Source organism: Halostagnicola sp. A-GB9-2, from assembly GCF_030068615.1.
In the GTDB taxonomy this organism is placed as follows: Archaea; Halobacteriota; Halobacteria; order Halobacteriales; family Natrialbaceae; genus Halostagnicola.
In genome coordinates, this window is sequence record NZ_JASJOC010000003.1 from 177084 (window position 1) to 197593 (window position 20510).

At 60.1% G+C, this 20510-nt stretch carries 25 protein-coding genes and 1 tRNA gene; 16 read left to right on the forward strand and 10 right to left on the reverse strand.

Annotated features, from left to right (window positions below):
- Window positions 1-101: 101 nt before the first annotated feature.
- From QNM96_RS09350 to QNM96_RS09365, 4 genes are all read right to left on the reverse strand, one after another.
- Window positions 102-608, reverse strand: a complete 507-nt coding sequence (locus QNM96_RS09350; RefSeq protein ID WP_283835910.1) for an AsnC family transcriptional regulator — start codon at window positions 606-608, stop codon at window positions 102-104.
- A gap of 94 nt (window positions 609-702) precedes the next feature.
- Complete coding sequence (locus QNM96_RS09355; RefSeq protein WP_283835911.1) at window positions 703-942, reverse strand: hypothetical protein; 240 nt, start codon at window positions 940-942, stop codon at window positions 703-705.
- Between the two features lie 104 nt (window positions 943-1046).
- Window positions 1047-1478 (reverse strand): universal stress protein, encoded by a 432-nt coding sequence (locus QNM96_RS09360; protein WP_283835912.1) that lies wholly within the window; start codon window positions 1476-1478, stop codon window positions 1047-1049.
- A gap of 69 nt (window positions 1479-1547) precedes the next feature.
- Complete coding sequence (locus QNM96_RS09365) at window positions 1548-1967, reverse strand: DUF2267 domain-containing protein (protein WP_283836363.1); 420 nt, start codon at window positions 1965-1967, stop codon at window positions 1548-1550.
- Between the two features lie 363 nt (window positions 1968-2330).
- Between QNM96_RS09365 and QNM96_RS09370 the strand changes: the two genes are divergently transcribed.
- Window positions 2331-3563 (forward strand): digeranylgeranylglycerophospholipid reductase, encoded by a 1233-nt coding sequence (locus tag QNM96_RS09370; RefSeq protein WP_283835913.1) that lies wholly within the window; start codon window positions 2331-2333, stop codon window positions 3561-3563.
- A gap of 64 nt (window positions 3564-3627) precedes the next feature.
- Here QNM96_RS09370 and QNM96_RS09375 read toward each other — a convergent pair whose 3' ends face one another.
- Entirely contained in the window at window positions 3628-4419 is a 792-nt protein-coding gene (locus tag QNM96_RS09375; RefSeq protein WP_283835914.1) for a CPBP family glutamic-type intramembrane protease, read from the reverse strand.
- Window positions 4420-4642: 223 nt separating this feature from the next.
- Window positions 4643-5383, reverse strand: coding sequence for an SDR family oxidoreductase (locus tag QNM96_RS09380; RefSeq protein WP_283835915.1), 741 nt, complete (start codon window positions 5381-5383; stop codon window positions 4643-4645).
- A 114-nt stretch (window positions 5384-5497) separates the two neighbouring features.
- Between QNM96_RS09380 and QNM96_RS09385 the strand changes: the two genes are divergently transcribed.
- The 6 genes from QNM96_RS09385 (at window position 5498) to QNM96_RS09410 (ending at window position 11015) form a co-directional block, all read left to right on the forward strand.
- On the forward strand, window positions 5498-5953 hold the full coding sequence (locus tag QNM96_RS09385; protein WP_283835916.1) for a universal stress protein: 456 nt from the start codon (window positions 5498-5500) through the stop codon (window positions 5951-5953).
- A gap of 199 nt (window positions 5954-6152) precedes the next feature.
- Window positions 6153-7133 (forward strand): ROK family protein, encoded by a 981-nt coding sequence (locus QNM96_RS09390; RefSeq protein WP_283835917.1) that lies wholly within the window; start codon window positions 6153-6155, stop codon window positions 7131-7133.
- A gap of 121 nt (window positions 7134-7254) precedes the next feature.
- Window positions 7255-8658, forward strand: coding sequence for a hypothetical protein (locus QNM96_RS09395; protein ID WP_283835919.1), 1404 nt, complete (start codon window positions 7255-7257; stop codon window positions 8656-8658).
- A 139-nt stretch (window positions 8659-8797) separates the two neighbouring features.
- Window positions 8798-9163, forward strand: a complete 366-nt coding sequence (locus QNM96_RS09400; RefSeq protein WP_283835920.1) for a NifU family protein — start codon at window positions 8798-8800, stop codon at window positions 9161-9163.
- A gap of 311 nt (window positions 9164-9474) precedes the next feature.
- Window positions 9475-10068 carry an amino acid-binding protein gene (locus tag QNM96_RS09405; protein WP_283835921.1) on the forward strand — a complete coding sequence of 198 codons (594 nt, stop codon included), beginning with the start codon at window positions 9475-9477 and terminating at the stop codon, window positions 10066-10068.
- Window positions 10068-11015 carry a homoserine dehydrogenase gene (locus tag QNM96_RS09410; RefSeq protein ID WP_283835922.1) on the forward strand — a complete coding sequence of 316 codons (948 nt, stop codon included), beginning with the start codon at window positions 10068-10070 and terminating at the stop codon, window positions 11013-11015. Before QNM96_RS09405 ends, QNM96_RS09410 begins: the two co-directional genes overlap by 1 nt.
- 62 nt (window positions 11016-11077) lie before the next feature.
- Here QNM96_RS09410 and QNM96_RS09415 read toward each other — a convergent pair whose 3' ends face one another.
- Window positions 11078-11599, reverse strand: coding sequence for a VTT domain-containing protein (locus QNM96_RS09415; RefSeq protein ID WP_283835923.1), 522 nt, complete (start codon window positions 11597-11599; stop codon window positions 11078-11080).
- Window positions 11600-12011: 412 nt separating this feature from the next.
- On the opposite strand from QNM96_RS09415, the gene tuf reads away from it, so the two are divergent.
- The 7 genes from tuf to QNM96_RS09450 all read left to right on the forward strand — a co-directional run bounded on the left by tuf (window position 12012) and on the right by QNM96_RS09450 (window position 16617).
- Entirely contained in the window at window positions 12012-13280 is a 1269-nt protein-coding gene (gene tuf, locus QNM96_RS09420; protein ID WP_283835924.1) for a translation elongation factor EF-1 subunit alpha, read from the forward strand.
- Window positions 13281-13285: 5 nt separating this feature from the next.
- Window positions 13286-13594, forward strand: a complete 309-nt coding sequence (gene rpsJ / locus QNM96_RS09425) for a 30S ribosomal protein S10 (protein ID WP_049953579.1) — start codon at window positions 13286-13288, stop codon at window positions 13592-13594.
- An 89-nt stretch (window positions 13595-13683) separates the two neighbouring features.
- A complete protein-coding gene (locus tag QNM96_RS09430) occupies window positions 13684-14319 on the forward strand; it encodes a rhomboid family intramembrane serine protease (RefSeq protein WP_283835925.1) in 636 nt (211 codons plus the stop codon).
- A 99-nt stretch (window positions 14320-14418) separates the two neighbouring features.
- Window positions 14419-14490: transfer RNA gene (locus tag QNM96_RS09435), tRNA-Ala, on the forward strand.
- A 636-nt stretch (window positions 14491-15126) separates the two neighbouring features.
- A complete protein-coding gene (locus QNM96_RS09440; RefSeq protein ID WP_283835926.1) occupies window positions 15127-15351 on the forward strand; it encodes a hypothetical protein in 225 nt (74 codons plus the stop codon).
- Complete coding sequence (locus QNM96_RS09445) at window positions 15351-15776, forward strand: type II toxin-antitoxin system VapC family toxin (RefSeq protein ID WP_283835927.1); 426 nt, start codon at window positions 15351-15353, stop codon at window positions 15774-15776. Before QNM96_RS09440 ends, QNM96_RS09445 begins: the two co-directional genes overlap by 1 nt.
- 625 nt (window positions 15777-16401) lie before the next feature.
- The gene (locus QNM96_RS09450; RefSeq protein ID WP_283835928.1) at window positions 16402-16617 is read left to right on the forward strand and encodes a hypothetical protein; all 216 of its coding nucleotides are present in this window, start codon (window positions 16402-16404) and stop codon (window positions 16615-16617) included.
- Window positions 16618-16669: 52 nt separating this feature from the next.
- Here the strand turns inward: QNM96_RS09450 and QNM96_RS09455 are convergent, their stop codons facing one another.
- Window positions 16670-17071, reverse strand: a complete 402-nt coding sequence (locus tag QNM96_RS09455; protein WP_283835930.1) for a hypothetical protein — start codon at window positions 17069-17071, stop codon at window positions 16670-16672.
- 211 nt (window positions 17072-17282) lie between these two features.
- Here QNM96_RS09455 and QNM96_RS09460 point away from each other — a divergent pair, with 211 nt between their 5' ends.
- Window positions 17283-17693, forward strand: coding sequence for a VOC family protein (locus tag QNM96_RS09460; RefSeq protein ID WP_283835932.1), 411 nt, complete (start codon window positions 17283-17285; stop codon window positions 17691-17693).
- Window positions 17694-17988: 295 nt separating this feature from the next.
- On the opposite strand, the gene QNM96_RS09465 is transcribed toward QNM96_RS09460, so the two are convergent.
- The gene (locus tag QNM96_RS09465) at window positions 17989-18432 is read right to left on the reverse strand and encodes a hypothetical protein (protein WP_283835933.1); all 444 of its coding nucleotides are present in this window, start codon (window positions 18430-18432) and stop codon (window positions 17989-17991) included.
- 199 nt (window positions 18433-18631) lie between these two features.
- Window positions 18632-18787, reverse strand: coding sequence for a hypothetical protein (locus tag QNM96_RS09470; protein ID WP_283835934.1), 156 nt, complete (start codon window positions 18785-18787; stop codon window positions 18632-18634).
- Window positions 18788-19001: 214 nt separating this feature from the next.
- Between QNM96_RS09470 and QNM96_RS09475 the strand changes: the two genes are divergently transcribed.
- Entirely contained in the window at window positions 19002-20450 is a 1449-nt protein-coding gene (locus tag QNM96_RS09475) for an APC family permease (RefSeq protein WP_283835936.1), read from the forward strand.
- Window positions 20451-20510: the final 60 nt, after the last annotated feature.

A 20510-nucleotide genomic window follows, 5' to 3' on the forward strand; every position in this document is an offset into this window, starting at 1 on the left:
GTATAAGGGCTGTGAACAATTCCATCTCGTTATACCAGCAGAGAAGATCAATTCTGGTCAGCGACCACTGTGAAAAAGGAGGTTGTAGCGGTCGAGACGTTCTACGATTCGTCTGATTCATCTCTCAATATAGGGCCGAAGTGATTGAACGGTTGCGAGTACTCTTCTCGAAGCATTTCGGACATTTCGATCTCGAGTCCGAGTTCGTCTAACTCCTTTGCAACCACTTCGATACTCTTGGCGTCGAGACAAACGATTTCCACGTGGAGGTTTCGTTGTCCGGTGAGTAGCTCTCGGGTGTTGACAACCCCGTCGATATCGGTCGCCTGTTTGGCGAACTTCGTGCGTTCTGCGATCGGGGCCGTACAGACGAAGAGAATGTGGTGCGGAATTCCAGCTTCCTCGTAATTAATTTTTGGCTGATAATCCTGTAATACCTCTCGTTCTTTGAGCTGTCGAATCCGGTTTCCAACGGTGCTCGAGGACACGTCGATTTGTTCGGCGATATCCTCGTGGCTGAGGTTTGTTCGCATTTCCTCTTGCAAGAGGAAGAGAATCTTGCGGTCCGTGTCGTCGAGCTTCATGATGTCCAGTTCATCCCCTGCCATGTTGGTCGTTCCCTGGAATTCATGTGACGGTTGATCGTCGGTACTCCCGAGTAGCGGCGCGAACACCGGCAAGTCTCGTCGAAGACACCCGTACTCAAATTTCCCCGCGGAGAACGATTTCCTCTCCTACCGACTCGAGCATATCCTCGGTTACGGTGTAATCCTCGCCGTCCGTGTCTTCCATTCCGATTTTCGAGAGCAGTTGCTCGAGCATGCTCGGATTCGGGTTGACGAACGCAGTGTCGTTCTCGACACTCGAGACGATTCCAAGCGTCTTGCCTTCGGCGTCGACGACTGTTTTGCCGACATCGTCGTCGGTGAGCGGAGCGGCCATACCGGCTGTAACAAAACTATTCGGATAAGCCTAGACCCGTCGTATTCCAGCATCGTTTCAGCGCCGGATGGTGGATTCGTCTCGAGAGGTCGCTGCGCTCAGTTTCAGTTGTCTGTTTCCGGCCGGGGAACGATCGTCATCGGGGTCGTCGTCAGCTTCGAAAGCCGTTCGGTCGTACTGCCGATTATCGCCCCCGTCAGCCCGCTCGTTCCTCGCTGGCCGACGACGAGCAGATCCGCGTCGATCTCTTCGGCATACTCGAGAATGGTGTCGGACGGCTTCCCTCGCAAGATGTCGACTCGGATCTGGAGATCGTTGCCGCCGTAGGCTTCGCGCGTCTCTTCGACCAGCCGGCTCGCGGCCTCGTTGAGTTCGTCGACCTGTTCGACGCCGAAGGTCATCGGCGACGTCGTCGTTTCGACGACGGTGAGCACGTGGACGATCGCGTCGGTGCTCTTTGCGAGGGAGATTGCGTGCTCGAGGGCGTTCTCCGCGGAATCGCTGTCGTCGATCGCAACGAGGATGTGGTCGTACATAGTGGATATAGCGGTCGTGCGTGTCTCGTTTGTCAACCAATATAAGAGATGCCGGTTCTGCCGCCTCGATCACTCCTCCGCTGTGGTCTCCTCGCTCGCCTCGTCTGCTTCGTGATCGACGGCCTCGAACAATCGCTCGAAATCCTCAGGCAACTGGCTGCGGGCTTTCTCGAGGTTCCCCGACGGTGTATCCTCGGCGATGACGGCCACGATTTGCTGAGCGTGATAGTTGGCATCGGAGCGGTCGACCCCCTCCCGCTCGGCGACTCGGTCGAGAAACTCCGAGTAGTCAAAGCGCTGTCCGTGATCCGCTTGGGTGAGGTAGCGATCGATCTCCATCGGCAACGGGCTTGCGAGATCGGTCGCTTCCCCCTCGTGGAGGCGCTCACCGAGCGTCGTCAGGGTCGCCCGTATCGCGCGGACCGCCTGGCCCAGCTGTGCGAACTCGAGTCTGTGGTGTACCTGTCCGGTGAACTCCTTGTAATTCATCGTCACTGGGGGCCACACCGTGAAGCGGTATATAGCGCAGGGACCGGTATATAATGCAGGGAGCAAACGAACACGCGTGGGTCTTACCCGATTTCGTCCGCGGACTTTCGTTCGCGCACCTGGTCCCGAATACGATCAGAACCGTGACCGTACGATCTGCAGGGAAAACTGGGACAAGTCCTGATCTCGTATTATTTTCAATGTGGTTTATGGCCGCCAACACGGACTGAAATTTCCCGGCGCTAGGAAGGAACGGACTGGCGTACGCGCCGAATCCAACGCCGAGAACTCCCCACTGATAGTGAATACCGCACCGATCCCGGACAAGGTACACTCTTTATCGTCCGGGACAGTCGGGATAACATGAACGACGAGTACGATGTGGTGATCGCCGGCGCAGGCCCCGCTGGGGCCCAGTGTGCACGGGATCTCGCGGCGCGGGACTACGACACCGTCGTCCTCGAGACGGAGGTCGAAGACGAGTTCCCGCGACAGTCGAACAAATCGACCGCCGGCACCTTCCCGTCGATGATGTCCGCGTTCGGGATACCCGACGACGTCGTGATGAACTACACCGAGAACGTCGTCCTCGAGTCGCCCAACGAGTACTACGTCCGACAGCAACCGGGCGCGGTCCTCGAGTTCGCCGAGTTCAAACGCTATCTGGTCGCCGACAGTCAGGAGAACGGTGCGGAGTACATTTTCGACGCCCACGTCACGGAGCCGATCACGGAGAACGGGACGCCGATCGGTGTCCGATACAACGGCTCCGAGGAGGTGTACGCCGACGTCGTGATCGACGCGACGGGCCCGAGTGCACCGCTCGCAAAGAAACTGGGCGTCAGCGATCTGGAGCGTCAGAATCACGCCATCGGGATCGAGTACGAACTCGAGGGGATCGAGATCGACCGACAGGGCTACGCGGATCTGACCGACGCAATGATGCTTCGACTGGATCACGACCTCGCGCCCGGGGGCTACTCGTGGATCTTCCACACGGGCGAGGACACGGCCAAGGTCGGCCTCTGTTACATCCAGAACGACAGCCACCAGCACTACGCGCGCGACGATTTCAGCATCGACGACTATCTCCAACACTGGCTCGACACCGACCCCCGATTCGCCGACGCCTCGAGACTCGAGGGGAAACAACACCGCGGCTCGGCGCACATCCAGATGCCGGGTCAGCTGTACACGGATCGGTTCATGGCCATCGGCGACACCGTCCCAACCGTCGACCCGCTCTGGGGAGAAGGAATCAACAAGTGTATGCGATCGGGTCGGGCCGCCGCGACCGCGGCCGACGCTTGCCTCAAACACGGCGAACTCGAGCCGACAGCCGAGAACCTCGAGGTCTACGAGACTCTCTGGCACCGAGACGTCGCACCCAACATGGATTCGCGGCTCCTGATGACGGAACTGCTCTATCTCGCGTCGAACGAACGATACGACCGGCTGATGGCGGATCTCTCGGACCTGGACGACGACACCCTCGCGAAGGCCAACAAGGGGAGCAAACGGGCGATTTTACAACTGCTGTCTCCCGGCGATCTTCCGTTGCTCGCGACGTTCGCCCGTCAGCGACTCGGCCGGTAGTCTCGTTATTCGAGCGAATCGCGTTTCTCTCCTACTTATTCTCTCTTCTTTCTCTCCGCCGTCCTCACTCGATTGAGCCTCCGTCGACGACCTCCGGTTCGTCCCAGTCCGTTTCGGTATCCACGAATAGTTCGAGCGCCACGAGCGAGAGCGCGAAGGGAACGATCCCGAACGCAATCATCTCGAGCGTTCCCGGATTGGTGACGACGAACGCATCGTCGGCCCACCCGCCGGCGAACAACTGCTGGACGGTCTGGAAGGCGACGTGAAAACCGATACACGCCCAGACGTCGCCGGTGATGGCTCGGATCAGTCCGAGCACGGCGGCCACTGCGAGGAAGATTACGACGCGTTCGACCGTGGGCGCGGCTCCGATGGCGACCGCCCAGAGGGTAAACAGGACCGCCTGACCGCCCACCGCCAATCGCTGTGGATACGCGGTGGCGAGGTTACGATGGAGGTATCCGCGAAACACCAACTCCTCGTGAAACGCCTCGTAGAGGAACACGAGCACCATCAGGCTGGCGACGAGCAGCAGTAGCTCGCCGAGGGACGTCTCGAGGGTTATCTCGACCCATCCGAGGGCCACGACCGCCGTCAACCCGACGGCGGCGGGAAGTAAGTAACACGCCGTTCCGATCAGGAACGACCACCAGCCGGACCGAAGCGGAGAGAGTCCCAACCCGGCCCACGGGCGTCGGTCGAGAACGCGGCAGGCCAGTACGACCACCGGAACGGTCAGTACGGTAGCGAGGACGGCCGACACGACGTGTCCGGTGCGATCGTAGCCCGCGCCGAAGGCCGCTCGGCTCACGTACTGGATGACGAGCCAGATCAGCGTTACGGCGACGAACATGGCCGCGATCCGTACGAACAGGAAGCGCGATTCTCAGCGCCGTCGCCACAGCCCCCGTTGGCGTCATCCGTCCGCTTCGGATCCGCATCACCCATGCCTCGTATTGCGTTCCCAACTGCGACTCTCTTGAATCTTCTCGCGGCTACCTAACACAACTGCGAGAACTGGAGACTCGATCGTTTTTCCGAATGCTCGTCTCAACGACGGTTTCGAGAACGATCGACTACACCTGCTCGGGCAGCCAGCCGCCGTCGACCTCGACGTTCTCGCCGCTCACGTACTCGTTGTCGGGATCGAGGAAGAAGTACAGCGGTCGGATCAGATCCTCGAAGCTCGCCGGCCGCCCTCGAGGCAACTTTTCGGGGAACTCCTCGGAGTTTTCGACGACGTACGGCGAGATGGCGTTAACGGTGATCCCGTCGTCCTGCGTATCGGCGGCGAGCATTCGCGTGAACTGGAGGACGCCGGTTTTGGCGACGAAGTACGGGAAGTTTTTGGGGTTGACCATCGCCCGGTCGCTCGAGGCGTAGCCGACGTTGACGATCCGGCCGTAGCCCGCCTCGCGCATTTCGGGGAGGACCCGCTTCGAACAGAGGGCGGTGCCGTTGAGGTTCGTCTCGAGGACCTGGTTCCACGTCTCGAGGTCGATATCTTCCCAGTGTGACGGGGCGAAGTCGCCGACGTTGTTCACGAGCACGTCGACGGAGCCGAGTTCAGATTCGACGGCCGAGACGAGCCCGTCGACGGAGTCGGGATCAGTGACATCTCCCTGCACCGTCATCGAGTCGGCCGCGCCGCGTTCGTCGGCGGTGGCGGCGACCGCTCGAGCCTCGTCGGCGCTCGTGTGGTAGTGAACCGCGGTTTTCGCACCGCGTTCGGCCGTTGCCAGCAGAAGTTCTCGTCCCACGCCTCGTCCGCTGCCGGTGACGAGGACGACCTGGTCCGTGAGGTCGGGTCCGTTCATACACGCTCTCCGTCTGCCGCGGGGTTAGAAGTATTGCACCGTGTCCGATGTTCGCGACCTTCAGTACTCGATAGTCAGTTAACGTTTAAGCGGGTAGGGTGAGTTTTCGGTTGTATGTCGCTCGATACAATTTTACTGGCCGTCGGCCCGACCGACTCCGACCGAATCGATGCGCTCGCACAGACAGTCGTCGACGTCGCCGCTCCGGCGGACGCGACCGTCGTTCTCGCACACGTCTTCACGCAGGACGAGTACGAGGAAGTCTGTAGCCGTCTCGACTTCGATCAGGCTCGAGAGGATTTCGACGCGGACGACGTCGCGAACCACCATGCGACGATTCGCGATCTCGAGGACGTGCTCAACGACCACGACGTCGCGTACGATGTCCGCGGTGCCGTCGGCGACCATGGCGAGACGATCGTCGATCTCGCGGAGGCCGTCGACGCCGATCGGGTCGTCGTCGGCGGACGGAAACGATCTCCGGCCGGCAAGGCGGTGTTCGGCTCGACTGCACAGGATATCCTGCTGTCGTCGCCGGCTCCCGTCACGTTCGTCCGCGGCGAAGACTGATCGGTTCACGACCGCGTAGCCGCCCGTTGCCGCGGAGGGTCTGTTCTGGCCGCGTTCAAGTGGCGACCCGTTCTCCGTCGCCTGAGCCGATAATCGGCTCCGAACTGGGAATTGCTCACCCGAACACTGTGGTATATGTTAACTCCAATTCGAGTAAACTGGCAACTTAAGTAACGCCGCGGTCGTCAATACGATAGGAATGGTCTACTACGCGGGCGTCGATCTCGGCGCGACGAACGTGCGTGCGGTCGTCGCTACGGACGACGGGACGATCATCGGTCGGAGTCGGAACGCGACGCCACACGGTCCGACCGGAATCGATGTCACCGAAGGCGTCCTGGCGACGATACGAAACGCGTGTGACGAGGCCGGCATCGGCCCGGAACAGGTCGTCGCCGCGGGAATCGGTTCGATCGGGCCGTTCGATCTTGCCGAGGGGGCCGTCATCGATCCGGCGAACCTCCCTGATACAATCGACCGGATTCCGCTGACGGGTCCGATCTCGAAACTCCTCGAGACCGACGAGGTCCACCTCCACAACGATACAGCCGCGGGGGTCATCGGCGAGCGCTTTCACGCAGACCGAAATCCGGACGACATGGTCTACGTCACGCTCTCCTCGGGTATCGGGGCCGGCGTCTGCTGCGACGGAAAAGTACTCACCGGATGGGACGGCAACGTCGGTGAGATCGGCCACTGCGTCGTCGATCCGCGGGAGCGACTCACCTGCGGTTGCGGCCGGGACGGCCACTGGGAAGCCTACTGTTCGGGGAACGCGATCCCGGACTACACCCGACTGCTCGCCGAAGACGACCCGACGATTTCGACCGATCTCCCGCTCGAGGACCCTGATTTTACCGCGAAAGACGTCTTCGACCTGGCCGGCGAGGACGAACTGGCCGACTACACGATCGAGCAACTCGCCCACTGGAACGCCATGGGCGTGACGAACATCATCCACTCGTTTGCACCCCTCCTCGTTTCCTTCGGCGGTGCCGTCGCGTTGCACAACGAGGAACTCGTCGTCGACCCGATCCGGGAACGCGTCTCGGAGATGGTGATGACGAACGTTCCTGAGATTCGCGTAACCGATCACGGCGACGACGTCGTCGTCGAAGGTGCCATCGCGAGCGCTCTGACCGGCGGAACCGGCGATCGGCGTCGGCTCGAGAGCGATTGAGACGAGCGCGAGCGAACTCGAAGGAGCCGTCGGACGTTCGCAGGGCGGTTGCCGTACTCGCGAGGTGGTGATCGCGTTTGCGAGGCGGTGCATTATTGGTCGCCGCGCCCGGTTTTCCAGTATGCGACGACGAGCCGTGCTGCAGGCGACCGGCGGCGCGGGACTGTCCTTCTCGGTCGCCGGCTGTCTGTTCGACACCGGTCCCGAGGACGTGTCCGAACCCCTCTACGAGCCCCTCGATAGCACCTCGCTCGAGGGGGCCGCCGAAGCCGTGGTCGGCGACGACGGCGAGACAGCCTACGTAGCCAGCGTCGACGGGTTCGCGACCGTTGACGTGACCGATCCGGAGGAGCTGACGGTGCTGGCCGAGCCGAAAAACCTCCTCGAGGACGAAAACGCGGGCGAGTTCGAGGGCGAACCGTTCTTGGATATCCTCGACGTGAAAGTCGGTGACGAGCGACTCGTAGTTCCCGGCCCGGCCAACGAGGGGATGGGGGATGTCTTTCACGGGTTTTTAGTGTACGACGTGAGCGACCCCGCGGAGCCGGTCCTCGCGGCCGAACCGTACGAAACGGGCTATCACATCCACAACTGCTTCGTCGACGGTGACTTGCTTTACGTGGTCGCGAACTACGTTCGCGCCGACTCGAGTGCTGGCGGCGGTTCGACGCTTGCTGACGATGGTACCGACGACAACATCACCGACGCGCCGACGAACCCGCTCGTCGTCTTCGACATCTCAGGGGGCGACATCGAGGAGATCGGGCGCTGGTCCTTACTCGAGTACGACCCGGAGTGGACGGACGTCGACTGGATCCTTCGCTATCTCCACGACGTGTACGTCCGCGACGACCTCGCGGTGCTCGCCTACTGGAACGCGGGAACGTTCTTGCTCGACGTGAGCGACCCCGCCGACCCGCAGTTCGTCTCGAGGCTCCTCGAGACCGACCTCGAGACGCAACTCGAGTACGACACCCGGTCGGAGATCCGGGACGCCCAGCTCGGACTGCCCGGAAACGACCACTACTCGGCGGTCGACGACACCGGCGAGATACTTGCGATCGGCCGAGAGAGCTGGGAGACCGGCCTCGAGGGGGCGGACGGCGCGGGTGGCATCGATATCTACGATCTGAGCGACCCGTCCGATCCGGTCTACCGGTCGACGATCGACGCCCCGGAGGGGTACGACGAGTCGTACAACGGCGAGCCGTGGACGACCTCACACAACTTCGAGCTGCGGGACGGAGAGCTCTACTCGTCGTGGTACGAAGGCGGCGTGAAGATCCACGACCTCTCCGATCTCGAGTCCCCGGAAGAGCTCGCCTGGTGGCGCGAACCGACGAACGGCTCCTTCTGGACGGCCCGCGTGCTCGAGCCCGGCGAGTCGTTCGTCGCGAGCAGCACCGCCTACACGAACACGGACGGTCCGGAGAGCAGGCTGTACACGTTCCCGATCGAGTCGGGTGAACAGGCCGATCCGCCGTCGCTGACCGACTCGGGCGTCTTCAGTTCGGACGACGAGTGATCGTCGATTCCGACGAAAGTGACCGTCGAATCGACCACCGTTCGTCCGATCGACGGCTCGAACGAATCAGCCCTCTAAACCTTCACAATCGTTCGGACGCAGCGGAACGTATTCTTTCCTTGAGACACTAGTGGGACCAATGAGTGAATCCCAGGAGGAACCGTCGCTCCACGAGCGCGTCGAAAAGTGGCTCGCCCGGGAGATGCCGATCATCCAGATGCACGGGGGAACGAGCGCAGTTCGGACGGCGGATCCGGACACCGGCGAAGTGATCATCGAACTCGGCGGCGGCTGTAGCGGCTGCTCGGTGAGCGACGTGACGACGGGAAACATCGAAGCGGAACTCCTCAAATGGGACGAAATCGAGGATATCACCGTTCGGGTCCCCGACGCTCGAGACCAACTCGGCGGCCCCGATCAGGCCGAATCGATCATGGGAATCGACCGAACCGAAGGCGGTCGCGGTGATTGGGGGTCGTCGAACCCCGGCAAGGACCATCTGTAGGTAGCTGGCAAGGTCTCTCTGTAGGTGGCTGGCAGGGACCATCTGTGGGTAGAGCAGTTGGCCGAACTCGGACCGCATCGCGTGTTCGGGATACCGTTTCTGGATTTGCATTTGGTTTTCTCACCCCGCTGGGACTCCCGTCCTGCCGGGACACAGCGGTAGGATACGTCGATAGCCGGCCAGCCCTCGGGCGATGTATGGTAGGCGTTAGCGAGGCCGGACAGTTTTGGGAACGACTATACGTTTTTACCCGCCCATTACTCAGATACTGACTATGACGACGTGTAGACGCCTTCGGGGAGGTACCGACGATGGGTGATTCGTCCGTCCCCGACGACACCGGATCCAGCACAGTAGACGGGGCAGCGTCCGCCGAACCGAGCGCCGACGGCGGCCTTCGTGCTTACACCGTCCGCCTCGAACTCGTCGACGAACCCGGCGAGTTGCTTCGCGCGCTCGAGCCGATTTCGAAAAACGGCGGCAATCTCCTAAGTATTCATCACGAGCGCGGGAACATCACCCCGCGCGGACACATCCCCGTCGAAGTCGACCTCGAGTGCCCGCCGGACCGGTTCGAAGACGTTGTCGAATCGCTCCGTCAGGGCGGCGTCAACGTCATCCAGGCCGGTGCCGAACGCTACGGCGGCGAGGTTTCTGTCGTCCTCGTCGGCCACGTCGTCGACACCGATCTCTCAGATACGCTCTCCGCGATCGAAACCGAAGCGAACGCCGTCGTCCTCGACCTCTCGCTGGCCGCCCCTGACGGCACGAAAGGCACCGCCAGCGCCCGCCTGCGACTCGCGATCGACACCGGCCGAGCCGACGAGGTGCTCGAGACGATCCGATCTATCGGCGCAAAAAAGGATCTCACTGTCGTCGAACCGCTCCCCGGAGGTGACGCCTGATGCGACTCGCCGTGTTAGGTTCCGGCTCCGTCGGCACGTCCGTCGTCAACCTCGCGGGCGAGTACGGCCACGAGGTCGTCGCCCTCGCGGATTCAAGTACCGCGGCGATCGACGATGGCGGAATCGACGTTGAGAACGCCCTCGAGCGCAAGGCCGGCGGTAATCCAGTCGGCGATCACGACCCGGATGCCGTCTTTGAAACCGATTACGACGTCCTCGTCGAGGTCACACCGACGACGCTCGGCGATGCGGAGCCCGGCTTTACGCACACGAAACGCGCATTAGAAGCCGACCGCCACGTCGTCCTGGCGAATAAAGGCCCCGTCGCCGAGCGGTACGAAGAACTGCAGGACCTCGTCGCCGCGAGTGCCGGTTCGATCCGGTTCGAAGCGACGGTCGGCGGCGCGATTCCCGTCCTCTCGACCATCGAGGACTGTACGCCCGAAGCAGTCACGGCCGTTCGGGGCGTCCTCAACGGCACCGCGAACTTCATCCTCACTCGGATGGCTGCGGAAGGACTGGACTACGAGCACGTGCTCACGGAAGCGCAGGATCTGGGCGTCGCCGAAGCCGACCCGTCGTTCGACGTCGACGGCACCGACGCGGCGCTCAAATTCGTCATCCTCGCGAACGTCCTGAACGACGGCGGCTTCTCCCTTGAGGACGCCACCGTCGACGGGATCGAAAACATTCCCGGAAGCGCGCTCCAACTTGCCGCAGAAGACGGCCGGACGATTCGACTCATCGGCGAAGCGACCCGCGACGGCGTTCGCGTCGGTCCGCGATTGGTCCCCGAACACGGCGCGCTCGCGGTGACGGGAACGCAGAACATCGTCGAAATCGAGACGCGACACGCGGGCTCGCTGGCCTCGAGCGGTCGTGGCGCGGGCGGTCCGGAGACGGCGACGGCCGTGCTCTCGGATGTCGGCCGACTGCCGGAACTGTAGTCGGAAGCAGTTGGTTCTTTTTTCGCGTTAACAGTTCGACTCCGCTTGGTACTTCGCTTCGTTCAGGACACGACGTGGAGCCCAGCGAGTGCAACCCCGACGTACAGAACGTGATAGAGCAGCGTCGAAGTCCCCATATGGAGCGTGTATCTGGTCATCGAATACGAGCTCGCGCCGGCCGGGATGGTGAGCAGTCCCCGAACCCAGGGGATGAAGTTCGTCACGAAAATCGACGGGCCACCGTATTTGTCGAACCAGTTATCGAAGCGCTCGAACTGCGTGGACTCCGGTTCCAGGGTCGTATAGGGGACTCGAGTAACGAACAACGGGCCGTAGCGTCTGCTCCCGACGAAAATCGCAAACTGGCCGACCATGTACCCGATGGAGACGACGACGGTGATGATCCCAATCTGGAGATACGTCGCTCCGCTGGCGATCACGTACCCCGGAAGGAAGACGCTCGTCGGAAACACCTTCCCGATGAAGGCTCCCTTCAGGGTGAAGATCACGAACAGGACGGGGAGTCCGAGGAGCGCGACCGATCCATCGGTGACTATCGATGGTGGGTGGAGGATTTCGAACATTGGATTTCGTGAACTGGTGTGGGAACGGGGTGTGTTCGTTCGGTTGGCGGGACTCGGACTGAGTCTGCAGACGATCCGAGCGTTTTGCGTGACCCTTCAAATGAATGAACGATGCCGGACGATATAAAACGAGATTCGCAGTTTCAGGTTTGGAAAACGCTGATTGGTCCGATACTGGTTGTTCCACGGGGTTCATCGATATTCTGGGAACCACGGGGATTGCCGGACGCGAGTTCGATGGATTGGCGAACGCTGATGATTACTTCAAGGGGTTCCGCCGACACCTTTGTTCGTGTGAACGTGGCGCAAACCGACAGACGTGACCGGGCTCGTTCGAATACACTTTCGAAATGGTTTTAACCGCTACTGCCAAAAGAGACCGATATAAGCGCCTTGCGCGTGAGCTACAACAATGAGCGAAGACAAACCACACCAGAACTTGGCCATCATCGGCCACGTTGACCACGGGAAGAGTACGCTCGTGGGACGACTCCTCTACGAGACGGGGAGCGTACCCGAGCACGTCATCGAACAGCACCGCGAAGAAGCAGAAGAGAAAGGCAAGGGTGGCTTCGAGTTCGCCTACGTCATGGACAACCTCGCCGAAGAGCGAGAACGTGGTGTCACCATCGACATCGCACACCAGGAGTTCGACACCGAACAGTATTACTTCACGATCGTCGATACGCCTGGCCACCGGGACTTCGTCAAGAACATGATCACTGGCGCGTCCCAGGCAGACCACGCAGTTCTCGTCGTCGCGGCAGACGACGGCGTCGCTCCTCAGACTCAGGAGCACGTCTTCCTGTCGCGAACGCTCGGTATCGAGAAACTGATCGTCGGTGTCAACAAGATGGACATCGTCGACTACTCCGAGGACGACTACAACGACGTCGTCGAAGAAGTCAACCAGCTCCTCGATCAGGTTAACTTCCAGGTCGACGACGACTCGTTCATCCCGATTTCGGCCTTCGAAGGCGACAACATCGCCGAACGGTCGGACAACACGCCGTGGTACGACGGCCGTTCCCTCCTCGAGACGCTTAACGACCTGCCGGAGTCCGAGCCGCCAACGGACGCGCCGCTCCGACTCCCAATTCAGGACGTTTACACCATCTCCGGAATCGGTACCGTCCCAGTCGGACGCCTCGAGACCGGTGTCATGAACATCGGTGACAACGTCTCCTTCCAGCCATCGGACGTCGGTGGCGAAGTGAAGACGATCGAAATGCACCACGAAGAAGTGCCAGAAGCTGGCCCCGGTGACAACGTCGGATTCAACGTCCGCGGCATCGGCAAGGACGACATCCGCCGCGGTGACGTCTGTGGCCCAGCCGACGACCCACCGAGCGTCGCCGAGACGTTCCAGGCACAGGTCGTCGTCATGCAACACCCATCCGTCATCACGGCGGGTTACACTCCGGTCTTCCACGCACACACCGCACAGGTCGCGTGTACGATCGAATCCATCGACAAGAAGATGGACCCAGCCTCGGGCGAAGTCGCCGAGGAGAACCCAGACTTCATCCAGTCGGGTGACGCTGCCGTGGTCACGATCCGACCACAAAAGCCACTCAGCATCGAGCCATCGAGCGAAATCCCAGAACTCGGGAGCTTCGCCATCCGCGACATGGGTCAGACCATCGCGGCAGGAAAGGTCCTCGACGTCGACGAGAAGTAATATAGATGCAACAGGCACGCGTTCGACTCGCGGGCACGAGTCCAGAAGACCTCGACGATATCTGTGACGACGTCCGCGAGATTGCGAACAACACCGGCGTCAACCTCAGTGGACCGATTCCACTGCCAACAAAAACCCTCGAAATCCCAACCCGGAAGTCCCCAGACGGCGAAGGGACTGCGACGTGGGAGCACTGGGAGATGCGCGTCCACAAGCGCCTGATCGATCTGGACGCCGACGAACGCGCACTCCGTCAGCTCATGCGCATTCAGGTGCCAAACGACGTTTCGATCGAGATCGTCCTCGAGGACTAACTCGAAGCCGATCGCGGTCACGTTTTTCACCGTCGACTGATGCCGCGTACGGAGTGCACACTTTTGTATTTCGTCGTCCGAGTACAGGTATGTCGACTCGCTCCGGGAACGGGAGTCCGATCTTTGAGTTGATAGTCGTCTTTCTCATCGTTCTCGTCGCGCAGTTCGTGACGGGACTGTTTGGCATGGTGAGCGGGCTTTTCGTTCTCTCTCCGCCGATATCGAACGATCCGTGGACGATCATCACGAGCGTCTACGCTCACAACGGTATCGGGCATCTGGTCTCTAACTCGGTCGCGCTCGTGCTCTTCGGCTGGCCGATCGCTCGAGCGACGACTAGGATTCGCTTTCATGCCTTTTTCCTCGTCACGGGCGCTATCGCGGGCGTCTCACAGGTTCTGGTGATGTCCGGGATCATGTCGGTTGCGGGAATCGGCGGGTCAGCTCCGGGTGTGCTCGGGGCGAGTGGTGCCGTCTTCGCCCTGCTGGGGTATCTCATCGCCGGCAATCGGGTCTCGAGTGGGTTCGCATCGGTGATTGAGGTGCCGAGGTGGGTAACCTACCTCGTCTTCTTCGCGCTCGCCGTGATCGTGACGCTCACGACGCTCGCTCCGGGCGTCGCATTGATCGCACACTTCACCGGATTCCTGGTCGGCTTGCTCGCCGGACGCGCTCGAGTGTTGCGGACCGAGTCGTCGACGCGGCCGGATCAGCCGACAATATAATCACACCTTGGACGACCCGCTCGAGGTCGGTTGCTGTGGGCTTTCGAGGCGTCCCCGAAACACAAGCCTCAAATAGAAACCTGAGTTAGGTTTGCTCGAGGGCTCGTAGATCAGTGGTAGATCGCTTCCTTCGCAAGGAAGAGGCCCGGGGTTCAAATCCCCGCGAGTCCACTATTTTGCGCCGCGAGCAAGCTCGCGAGCGGCGCGAATCGTCTGTCGAAGTTGGGATTTGAAGCCCTGTGAGTCGCACGCTGAGCGAAGCGAGGCGACCGTCTCACAACGGGTTCAAATCCCAGCGTCTTCGCGAGCAACGCGAGCGAAGGCTCGGGAGACGAAGTCTCCCGTTGAGTCCATTTCCTTCACGTCGCTTTCGCTCGTTCAGTCATGGACTCGCTGAACATCGCAAACCTTCGGTTTGCTCAATCCCAGTGAATTCACTCGGTTTTTGCCTCGCCAACAATCCCAACACGGCGGACGATTCCACACACTTCTTTAAGTACAAAATCGCCCATCGGTGGGACTCTCCAGCAACATTCTCCGCTTGAGTGGAGTCGTTCTTCGCTTCGTCATGGCTTCCGTCCGGGGGTAGCTACAATTACACGTCATTACTCTGTACTTTACTTTTTCGGAGAGGGGTGTGGCTCCGTTTCTTTGCTCCCTGCGGTGGTTGCCTTCGGGGATTGGTTCACTCACGGCTCCCTGGCGGTCGCTGGTTGCGTCGGTCCGTTCTAGAACAATCTGCTCGAGACGGCCTTATTAATTCTCCAGGGAACTTTTTAGTAATTCTGTCTCGTAATACTCGCACGTATGACTACCGTATCAGCAAAGATCCCCGATGACATGAAGGAAGAACTCGAAAAGGAAGATATCAACGTTAGCGAGGTTATCCGTAACGCGCTCAAGGAGGAAATCACCGAGCGCCGGCGCGAGAAACTTAGACGGGATGTAGATTCCCTTCGAGAGAAGGTAGGTGACGGTGTTGAAACTGACGAGATTGTTGAAGCAGTTCGTGAAACCCGTCAAGAGAACTAATGTCTGAATATCTCTTTGACGCAAGCTCAGTGGTAGACATTCTCATTGGTAAAAACGGAGCCGATGTAGACGTTAGTATCTTGTTCGATGAGTATATGCTCGATTTAACGATGTATGAGGCGGCGAATGCACTTTGGAAAACCGGCCTTGCCCACGATAATCTAACTGATTCTGCATTAGAAGACGCTGTTACTATTCTCTCACGACTTGGTACAGAGGTTCAACTCGAGACCGTAATTAACGAAAACCTCTCTACAACGATGGACCTCGCCCAATCAAACGGACTCACGTTCTATGACGCGGCGTATCTTGCAACCACAGAGCGTAATGATCTCACCTTGGTAACTGAAGATAGCGCGCTTCGAAAGGCTGCACGTGAGCAAGAGATTCCAGTAGATAGCGTGCGTACGGATAGCTCACTATAGTTCTCACTTTCCAATCTGACAGTCGGGAACGGGACGAGAGAGTGCATTGATCTACTCTAGGTGAGTCCATTTCCTTCACGTCGCTTTCGCTCGTTCAGTCATGGACTCGCTGAACATCGCAAACCTTCGGTTTGCTCAATCCCAGTGAATTCACTCGTTATGGCTCTGGTGAATCACCATACGGCGTCGAGTTTCGGTTGTTGAGAGTGCGTTGTAACTTCCCTTGACAAGAGCCAATCGAGGTTGTTGGGGAGATAGCTACCGCTAAGAACGATCAGAAGAAAATTTTCGCCACGATCGCCCGGCGATCAAGGCCCCAATTCGGACGCCGTCTAGTGATTCACCAGAACCCTCGTTATTAAACGGTTTTGCGCACCAGTATAACATGAACTCGAATAACCTCGCTATATTGTACCGTTTCGCCTATCCGCTTCAATTAGGAAGAGGTGCTGTGTGGTGCCTACTAGTGAGAGAAGATGTATTGAACCGTATTCCGAGAGGATGGTGTCGCGTTTCTGGTTGCTCCCGACGGAGTGGGTCAGCCGAAAATACGCGAACGGAGCAGGCGTGCGATGAGCATACTGCAAGCTATAAGTTTGCATCGGCTCCACCACTCGAGTAGCAGATGGCGACCGAATATCAGGAGTTCTCGAGCGACGGCGAGCGAATCGTACAGATAAAGCGAGGCGGAAACATCTGGTCGTTTCAGGTGCTCGACGACGACCACCTCGACGCAAAGTCGGATGCGGCCGCGTTCGTGACCGACGAGGATGGACAGCTTCCGGATCCGGTCAGGAGGAAGCTCGAGGCGGAGGGCTGGGAGCAGATCGATCTGGACTGAGTCAGCGGTTCGAATTAACTCAGGGACGGCTGCGTCGCGATTTCGAACTGAGTCAGAAACGCGAGCTGACGGTCGTCTCTGTGGGCTCCCGATGACCGCCGACCGACCGCCGATCGGCCGCGAGATCGGGATGGACCCACTCGAGGTAGTACCGGTGGTGAGCGAGCCAGTCCTCGAGGTCGCGGCCCGTCCAGATGGTGCCGATTTTGGGGAGCCGGCCGTCGACGCAGACCTCGTGGATGGTGAGTTCGTTGCCGGTCGCAGACGTGCGTTTTTCGTGGAGCAACACCTCGTTTCCGCGGCGTCGGAAGCCGATGACCCGGTAGCCGACGCTGTGTTTTCTCGCGAGTTCCTGGGCGATTCGTTCGGTATCGCCCGTACGATCGCACTGGGTTAGGTACCGACGGAGTTCGTTTTGGAGCGTTTCTGCTTCACACGGTGTCGTCTGTGCCATGGAGGAGTGGACGGTGGGGAAGGGGTTATTCTCGAGGGGACGGGTTCCGTTTCCGATTTTGACGCTTCGACGAACGGTCGTTCCAATCGATTGTTCGCAGTCTCTCTCGAGCGACCTCCTTCGGTCTACCTTTCGCCTGCAGACTCGCTCCTATATCGTGTCAGACTGCGTAGAATCCTCGGGGAAATACCCCTCCACGGAGATTCACAATATGACGCACGTACTCAATTGGTTCGAACTCCCCAGTACCGACTTCGACAGGGCAATTGACTTTTATTCGATCGTTCTCGAGCGCGATATCGAGGTTCACTCGCCCGAGGACGACGACCCCGCCGGACGGGCCGGCATGTTCGATACCGAGGACGGAGAAGTCGGTGGCATGATCGTCGAAGCCGACGAGTATACGACAGAAAGTGGCGATACGATCGGTTATCACCCGATGGACGACGGACTCATGATCTATCTGACCGTCGACGGCGATCTGGACGACGTAGTCGCTCGAGTCGAATCGAACGGGGGCGAGACTCTCATTCCGAAAGAACCGATCCCCGAGATGGGCGGCAACTACGCGGTTATTACGGATTCCGAGGGGAACCGGGTCGGACTGGTATCCGAGGACTAACGTCTGGATACGTCTTTCTTTTCGAGAGTGCTTTCGATTCGGCGTGAGCGCCTCGGTTTCCGTGTGCTGTTCCCGCCGGCGTTCGATCGCAGTCGGAGATAACACTGTTTCTTTCCAACTACTTGAGGACCCACCTCCCCTCGAGTCACACCACATTGGCGGTGGTTTCCGGTGATCATCTCGAGTCCCTCGATCACCGTCGAAATCGTCGAGACGCTCGAGTCTCATGGGATCGCGATCCTACCTGCTCAACTGAGCGACTAGGCCTGCAGTGACGGGAAACGAGAGTGGGCCGTTAGGATGTACGTTCAGTCACTTTCCGCACACCGACACCGATGAGGTACGCGAGGCCACCCAGAACGAGCGCGCCAGCGAGCGCGTACAGGGGGCCGTGGGTAAGCCCCTCCTGCAGTTCGCCTGACGGATCGAGTTTGTAGGCGAGCAGTCGGGGCGGCGTGTAGCGTGTGTCCATCGACCACCGGAGGTAGCCGACGAGCGGCGGAACCACGAATCGCCAGAGGATCGCGAGGAAAACGGCACCGAGGCCCGCGAGGACGCCGGCACGGGCCAACCCCGCGTAGAGGGCGATCCCTAGCGCCAGATACAGGGGCCAGAAGCCGAGGACGAGGTCGTACTCGAGCAAGAACGCTACCGAAGCAAGGATCGGGAGTGTGAGCGCGAGCACTCCCGCCCGGATACGCGGCGAGCGGTCGCCCAGGAGCGCGTCTCGAGCGTTCACACTCAGATATCTGAGTTCGGCCTGATAACCGTTTGGCACGCTCGAGTCGAACCGCTCGAAGGACGTCCTCGAATCAACTCGTCGGCTTCGCTCCGGTCTACTCAAGCGGCTAGTACTCGGTGATGACCCGGTCAGGAGTGACTGCGATGCCGACTCCGTCCTTACGGCGACTCCGCACGGATCCGATCGACTCCCGCGCTCACACTGCGCGCTGGAAGTCGGTGCTCTCGCAGTCGCTGCACTCGTTGGCTCCGTTTTCCAGAATCCCGGCGTACGGTGAGAGAAACATCACCAGGTCGTCGCCACAGTTCCCACAGACACCCGTTACTTTCGTTACCCCTGGATAGAGATCCATGGTCGTGTGTTACATTATCATTGTGCACGATAAAGCTTACCACATAGGTTCGGGCTATGGCGGACCATCGGTGCTTGGTTAACGGCGGTTAATGCAAATGTATATATATTAACGAGAGAGAGGTTATCTACTCCATTGGCGTTATTCTGGTAACAATTTGTCACGGGAGATACATTGAAGGTGCATTGGGTGTCATACTCTATCGTGATAGTTGATGCCCGCTGAGGACTACAAATTGATCAACGAACAGGTGGGGCCGATCGCAGCGGTCGCGTTGCTGATCGGAACGGCGGTGGGGATGAGTATTTTTATCGTACCGACGCAGATGGCGGCCTCCGCGGGGCCGTCGATCACGCTCGCGATTCTCGCGTCCGTTATCCCGATGATCCTTGGGGTGTTATTACTCTTACAGCTCGGGGGGTCGATTCCGGTCGCCGGCGGGACCTACGTCTACGCCTCGAGACTCGTCGGTCCGTACTGGGGGTTTCTGGGAATCGCGGTTCCTGTGATGGCCGTCTGGTCGTACCTTCTGTTCGCGGCGCTTGGCTTCGCTGAGTACTTGCCCGTCTTTATCGAGACGCCCGTCGTCGTCGCCGTCTGGCTCCTGCTCACGGCGTTTCTGGCGCTCAACTACGTGGGTATCCAGATGGCCGCGAAGATCCAGATCGGACTCGTCTGCGTCTTGATCGCCGCGATGATCACCTTCATCGTCGGCGGCTTCTCCTCGATGGACACTGCGAACTTCACGCCGCTGTTCCCCGCCGGCGAGGGCGAACCGTTCGCCGAGGGCCTCGGTCCGTTTTTCCTCGCCATCGTCACGCTGTACATTCCCTTCCAGGGGTTCGCGATGATCATCGAAATCGGCGAGGAGATCGAGGAGCCGGCGAAGAACATCCCTCGAGTGCTCGCGGTCGGCATGACCCTCGTCGCCGTGTTGACCATCGGCGTCATCGTCGCGCTCGTGGGGGCCGTTCCGTGGGAGCAGGTCGCCCAGGACGGAGAGGCCGTCGACGGCGGGCTTGCGGCGGTCAGCGAGGGGGTCCTTCCGGGATGGGCGATCGCCTTCATCGCCTTCGGCGCGCTCGTCGCGGCCGCCACGACGGTCAACACCCTGTTGACCTCCTACTCTCGGACGATCATGCGCGCGGCTCGAGACGATGTCGTTCCGGAGTTCTTCGCGGGGATCCACGACGGGTTCAACACGCCGCACCGAGCGCTCCTCTTGCTCGGGCTCCCGCCGTTGCTCGTCGCCCCCTTTACTGGAGCTCTCGACGGGGTTCTCGCCGTCGATATCCTCGACTGGCTGGTCACGGTGACGGTGACGGGTATCTTCATCGCCTTCATGATCAGTGGCGTCGCGCTCTGGAACCTCCCGAAGGTGTTCCCGCAACGCTACGAGTACTCGTTTTACAAACTCCCGATGCCGGTGCTCAAGGTCGTCGCGGTTGGGAACGTCGTCGCCTCCGGGATATTTATGGTGCTGGTCGCCGCCAGCGCGCCCTCCGCGCTCGTCTTCGTGTTCTCGTGGATCGCCCTCGTTACGGGGCTGTACGTCTACCGCATCCGAGCGGCCGAAAAGAACGGAGAGGACCTCCGCGAACGGATGGCGCTGTTACACAAACACGAAACGATCGGCGGCGGGAGTGGCGACGGCGACGACTGAACTCGAGCACCGAACTTCTTCGACGTGTTTGGCTTGCTCCTCCCGGTTGATCGCTTCCAC

Excerpts from the sequence above, each read along its gene's own strand:
- rpsJ (WP_049953579.1), top strand. The coding sequence starts at position 13,286 with ATGCAACAGGCACGCGTTCGACTCGCGGGCACGAGTCCAGAAGACCTC.
- tuf (WP_283835924.1), top strand. The coding sequence starts at position 12,012 with ATGAGCGAAGACAAACCACACCAGAACTTGGCCATCATCGGCCACGTT.
- QNM96_RS09365 (WP_283836363.1), bottom strand. The coding sequence starts at position 1,967 with ATGAATTACAAGGAGTTCACCGGACAGGTACACCACAGACTCGAGTTC.
- QNM96_RS09455 (WP_283835930.1), bottom strand. The coding sequence starts at position 17,071 with ATGGCACAGACGACACCGTGTGAAGCAGAAACGCTCCAAAACGAACTC.
- QNM96_RS09470 (WP_283835934.1), bottom strand. The coding sequence starts at position 18,787 with ATGGATCTCTATCCAGGGGTAACGAAAGTAACGGGTGTCTGTGGGAAC.
- QNM96_RS09475 (WP_283835936.1), top strand. The coding sequence starts at position 19,002 with ATGCCCGCTGAGGACTACAAATTGATCAACGAACAGGTGGGGCCGATC.
- QNM96_RS09430 (WP_283835925.1), top strand. The coding sequence starts at position 13,684 with ATGTCGACTCGCTCCGGGAACGGGAGTCCGATCTTTGAGTTGATAGTC.
- QNM96_RS09390 (WP_283835917.1), top strand. The coding sequence starts at position 6,153 with ATGGTCTACTACGCGGGCGTCGATCTCGGCGCGACGAACGTGCGTGCG.
- QNM96_RS09360 (WP_283835912.1), bottom strand. The coding sequence starts at position 1,478 with ATGTACGACCACATCCTCGTTGCGATCGACGACAGCGATTCCGCGGAG.
- QNM96_RS09375 (WP_283835914.1), bottom strand. The coding sequence starts at position 4,419 with ATGTTCGTCGCCGTAACGCTGATCTGGCTCGTCATCCAGTACGTGAGC.
- QNM96_RS09445 (WP_283835927.1), top strand. The coding sequence starts at position 15,351 with ATGTCTGAATATCTCTTTGACGCAAGCTCAGTGGTAGACATTCTCATT.
- QNM96_RS09350 (WP_283835910.1), bottom strand. The coding sequence starts at position 608 with ATGGCAGGGGATGAACTGGACATCATGAAGCTCGACGACACGGACCGC.
- QNM96_RS09450 (WP_283835928.1), top strand. The coding sequence starts at position 16,402 with ATGGCGACCGAATATCAGGAGTTCTCGAGCGACGGCGAGCGAATCGTA.
- QNM96_RS09460 (WP_283835932.1), top strand. The coding sequence starts at position 17,283 with ATGACGCACGTACTCAATTGGTTCGAACTCCCCAGTACCGACTTCGAC.
- QNM96_RS09395 (WP_283835919.1), top strand. The coding sequence starts at position 7,255 with ATGCGACGACGAGCCGTGCTGCAGGCGACCGGCGGCGCGGGACTGTCC.
- QNM96_RS09385 (WP_283835916.1), top strand. The coding sequence starts at position 5,498 with ATGTCGCTCGATACAATTTTACTGGCCGTCGGCCCGACCGACTCCGAC.
- QNM96_RS09440 (WP_283835926.1), top strand. The coding sequence starts at position 15,127 with ATGACTACCGTATCAGCAAAGATCCCCGATGACATGAAGGAAGAACTC.
- QNM96_RS09410 (WP_283835922.1), top strand. The coding sequence starts at position 10,068 with ATGCGACTCGCCGTGTTAGGTTCCGGCTCCGTCGGCACGTCCGTCGTC.
- QNM96_RS09380 (WP_283835915.1), bottom strand. The coding sequence starts at position 5,383 with ATGAACGGACCCGACCTCACGGACCAGGTCGTCCTCGTCACCGGCAGC.
- QNM96_RS09355 (WP_283835911.1), bottom strand. The coding sequence starts at position 942 with ATGGCCGCTCCGCTCACCGACGACGATGTCGGCAAAACAGTCGTCGAC.
- QNM96_RS09400 (WP_283835920.1), top strand. The coding sequence starts at position 8,798 with ATGAGTGAATCCCAGGAGGAACCGTCGCTCCACGAGCGCGTCGAAAAG.
- QNM96_RS09370 (WP_283835913.1), top strand. The coding sequence starts at position 2,331 with ATGAACGACGAGTACGATGTGGTGATCGCCGGCGCAGGCCCCGCTGGG.
- QNM96_RS09405 (WP_283835921.1), top strand. The coding sequence starts at position 9,475 with ATGGGTGATTCGTCCGTCCCCGACGACACCGGATCCAGCACAGTAGAC.
- QNM96_RS09415 (WP_283835923.1), bottom strand. The coding sequence starts at position 11,599 with ATGTTCGAAATCCTCCACCCACCATCGATAGTCACCGATGGATCGGTC.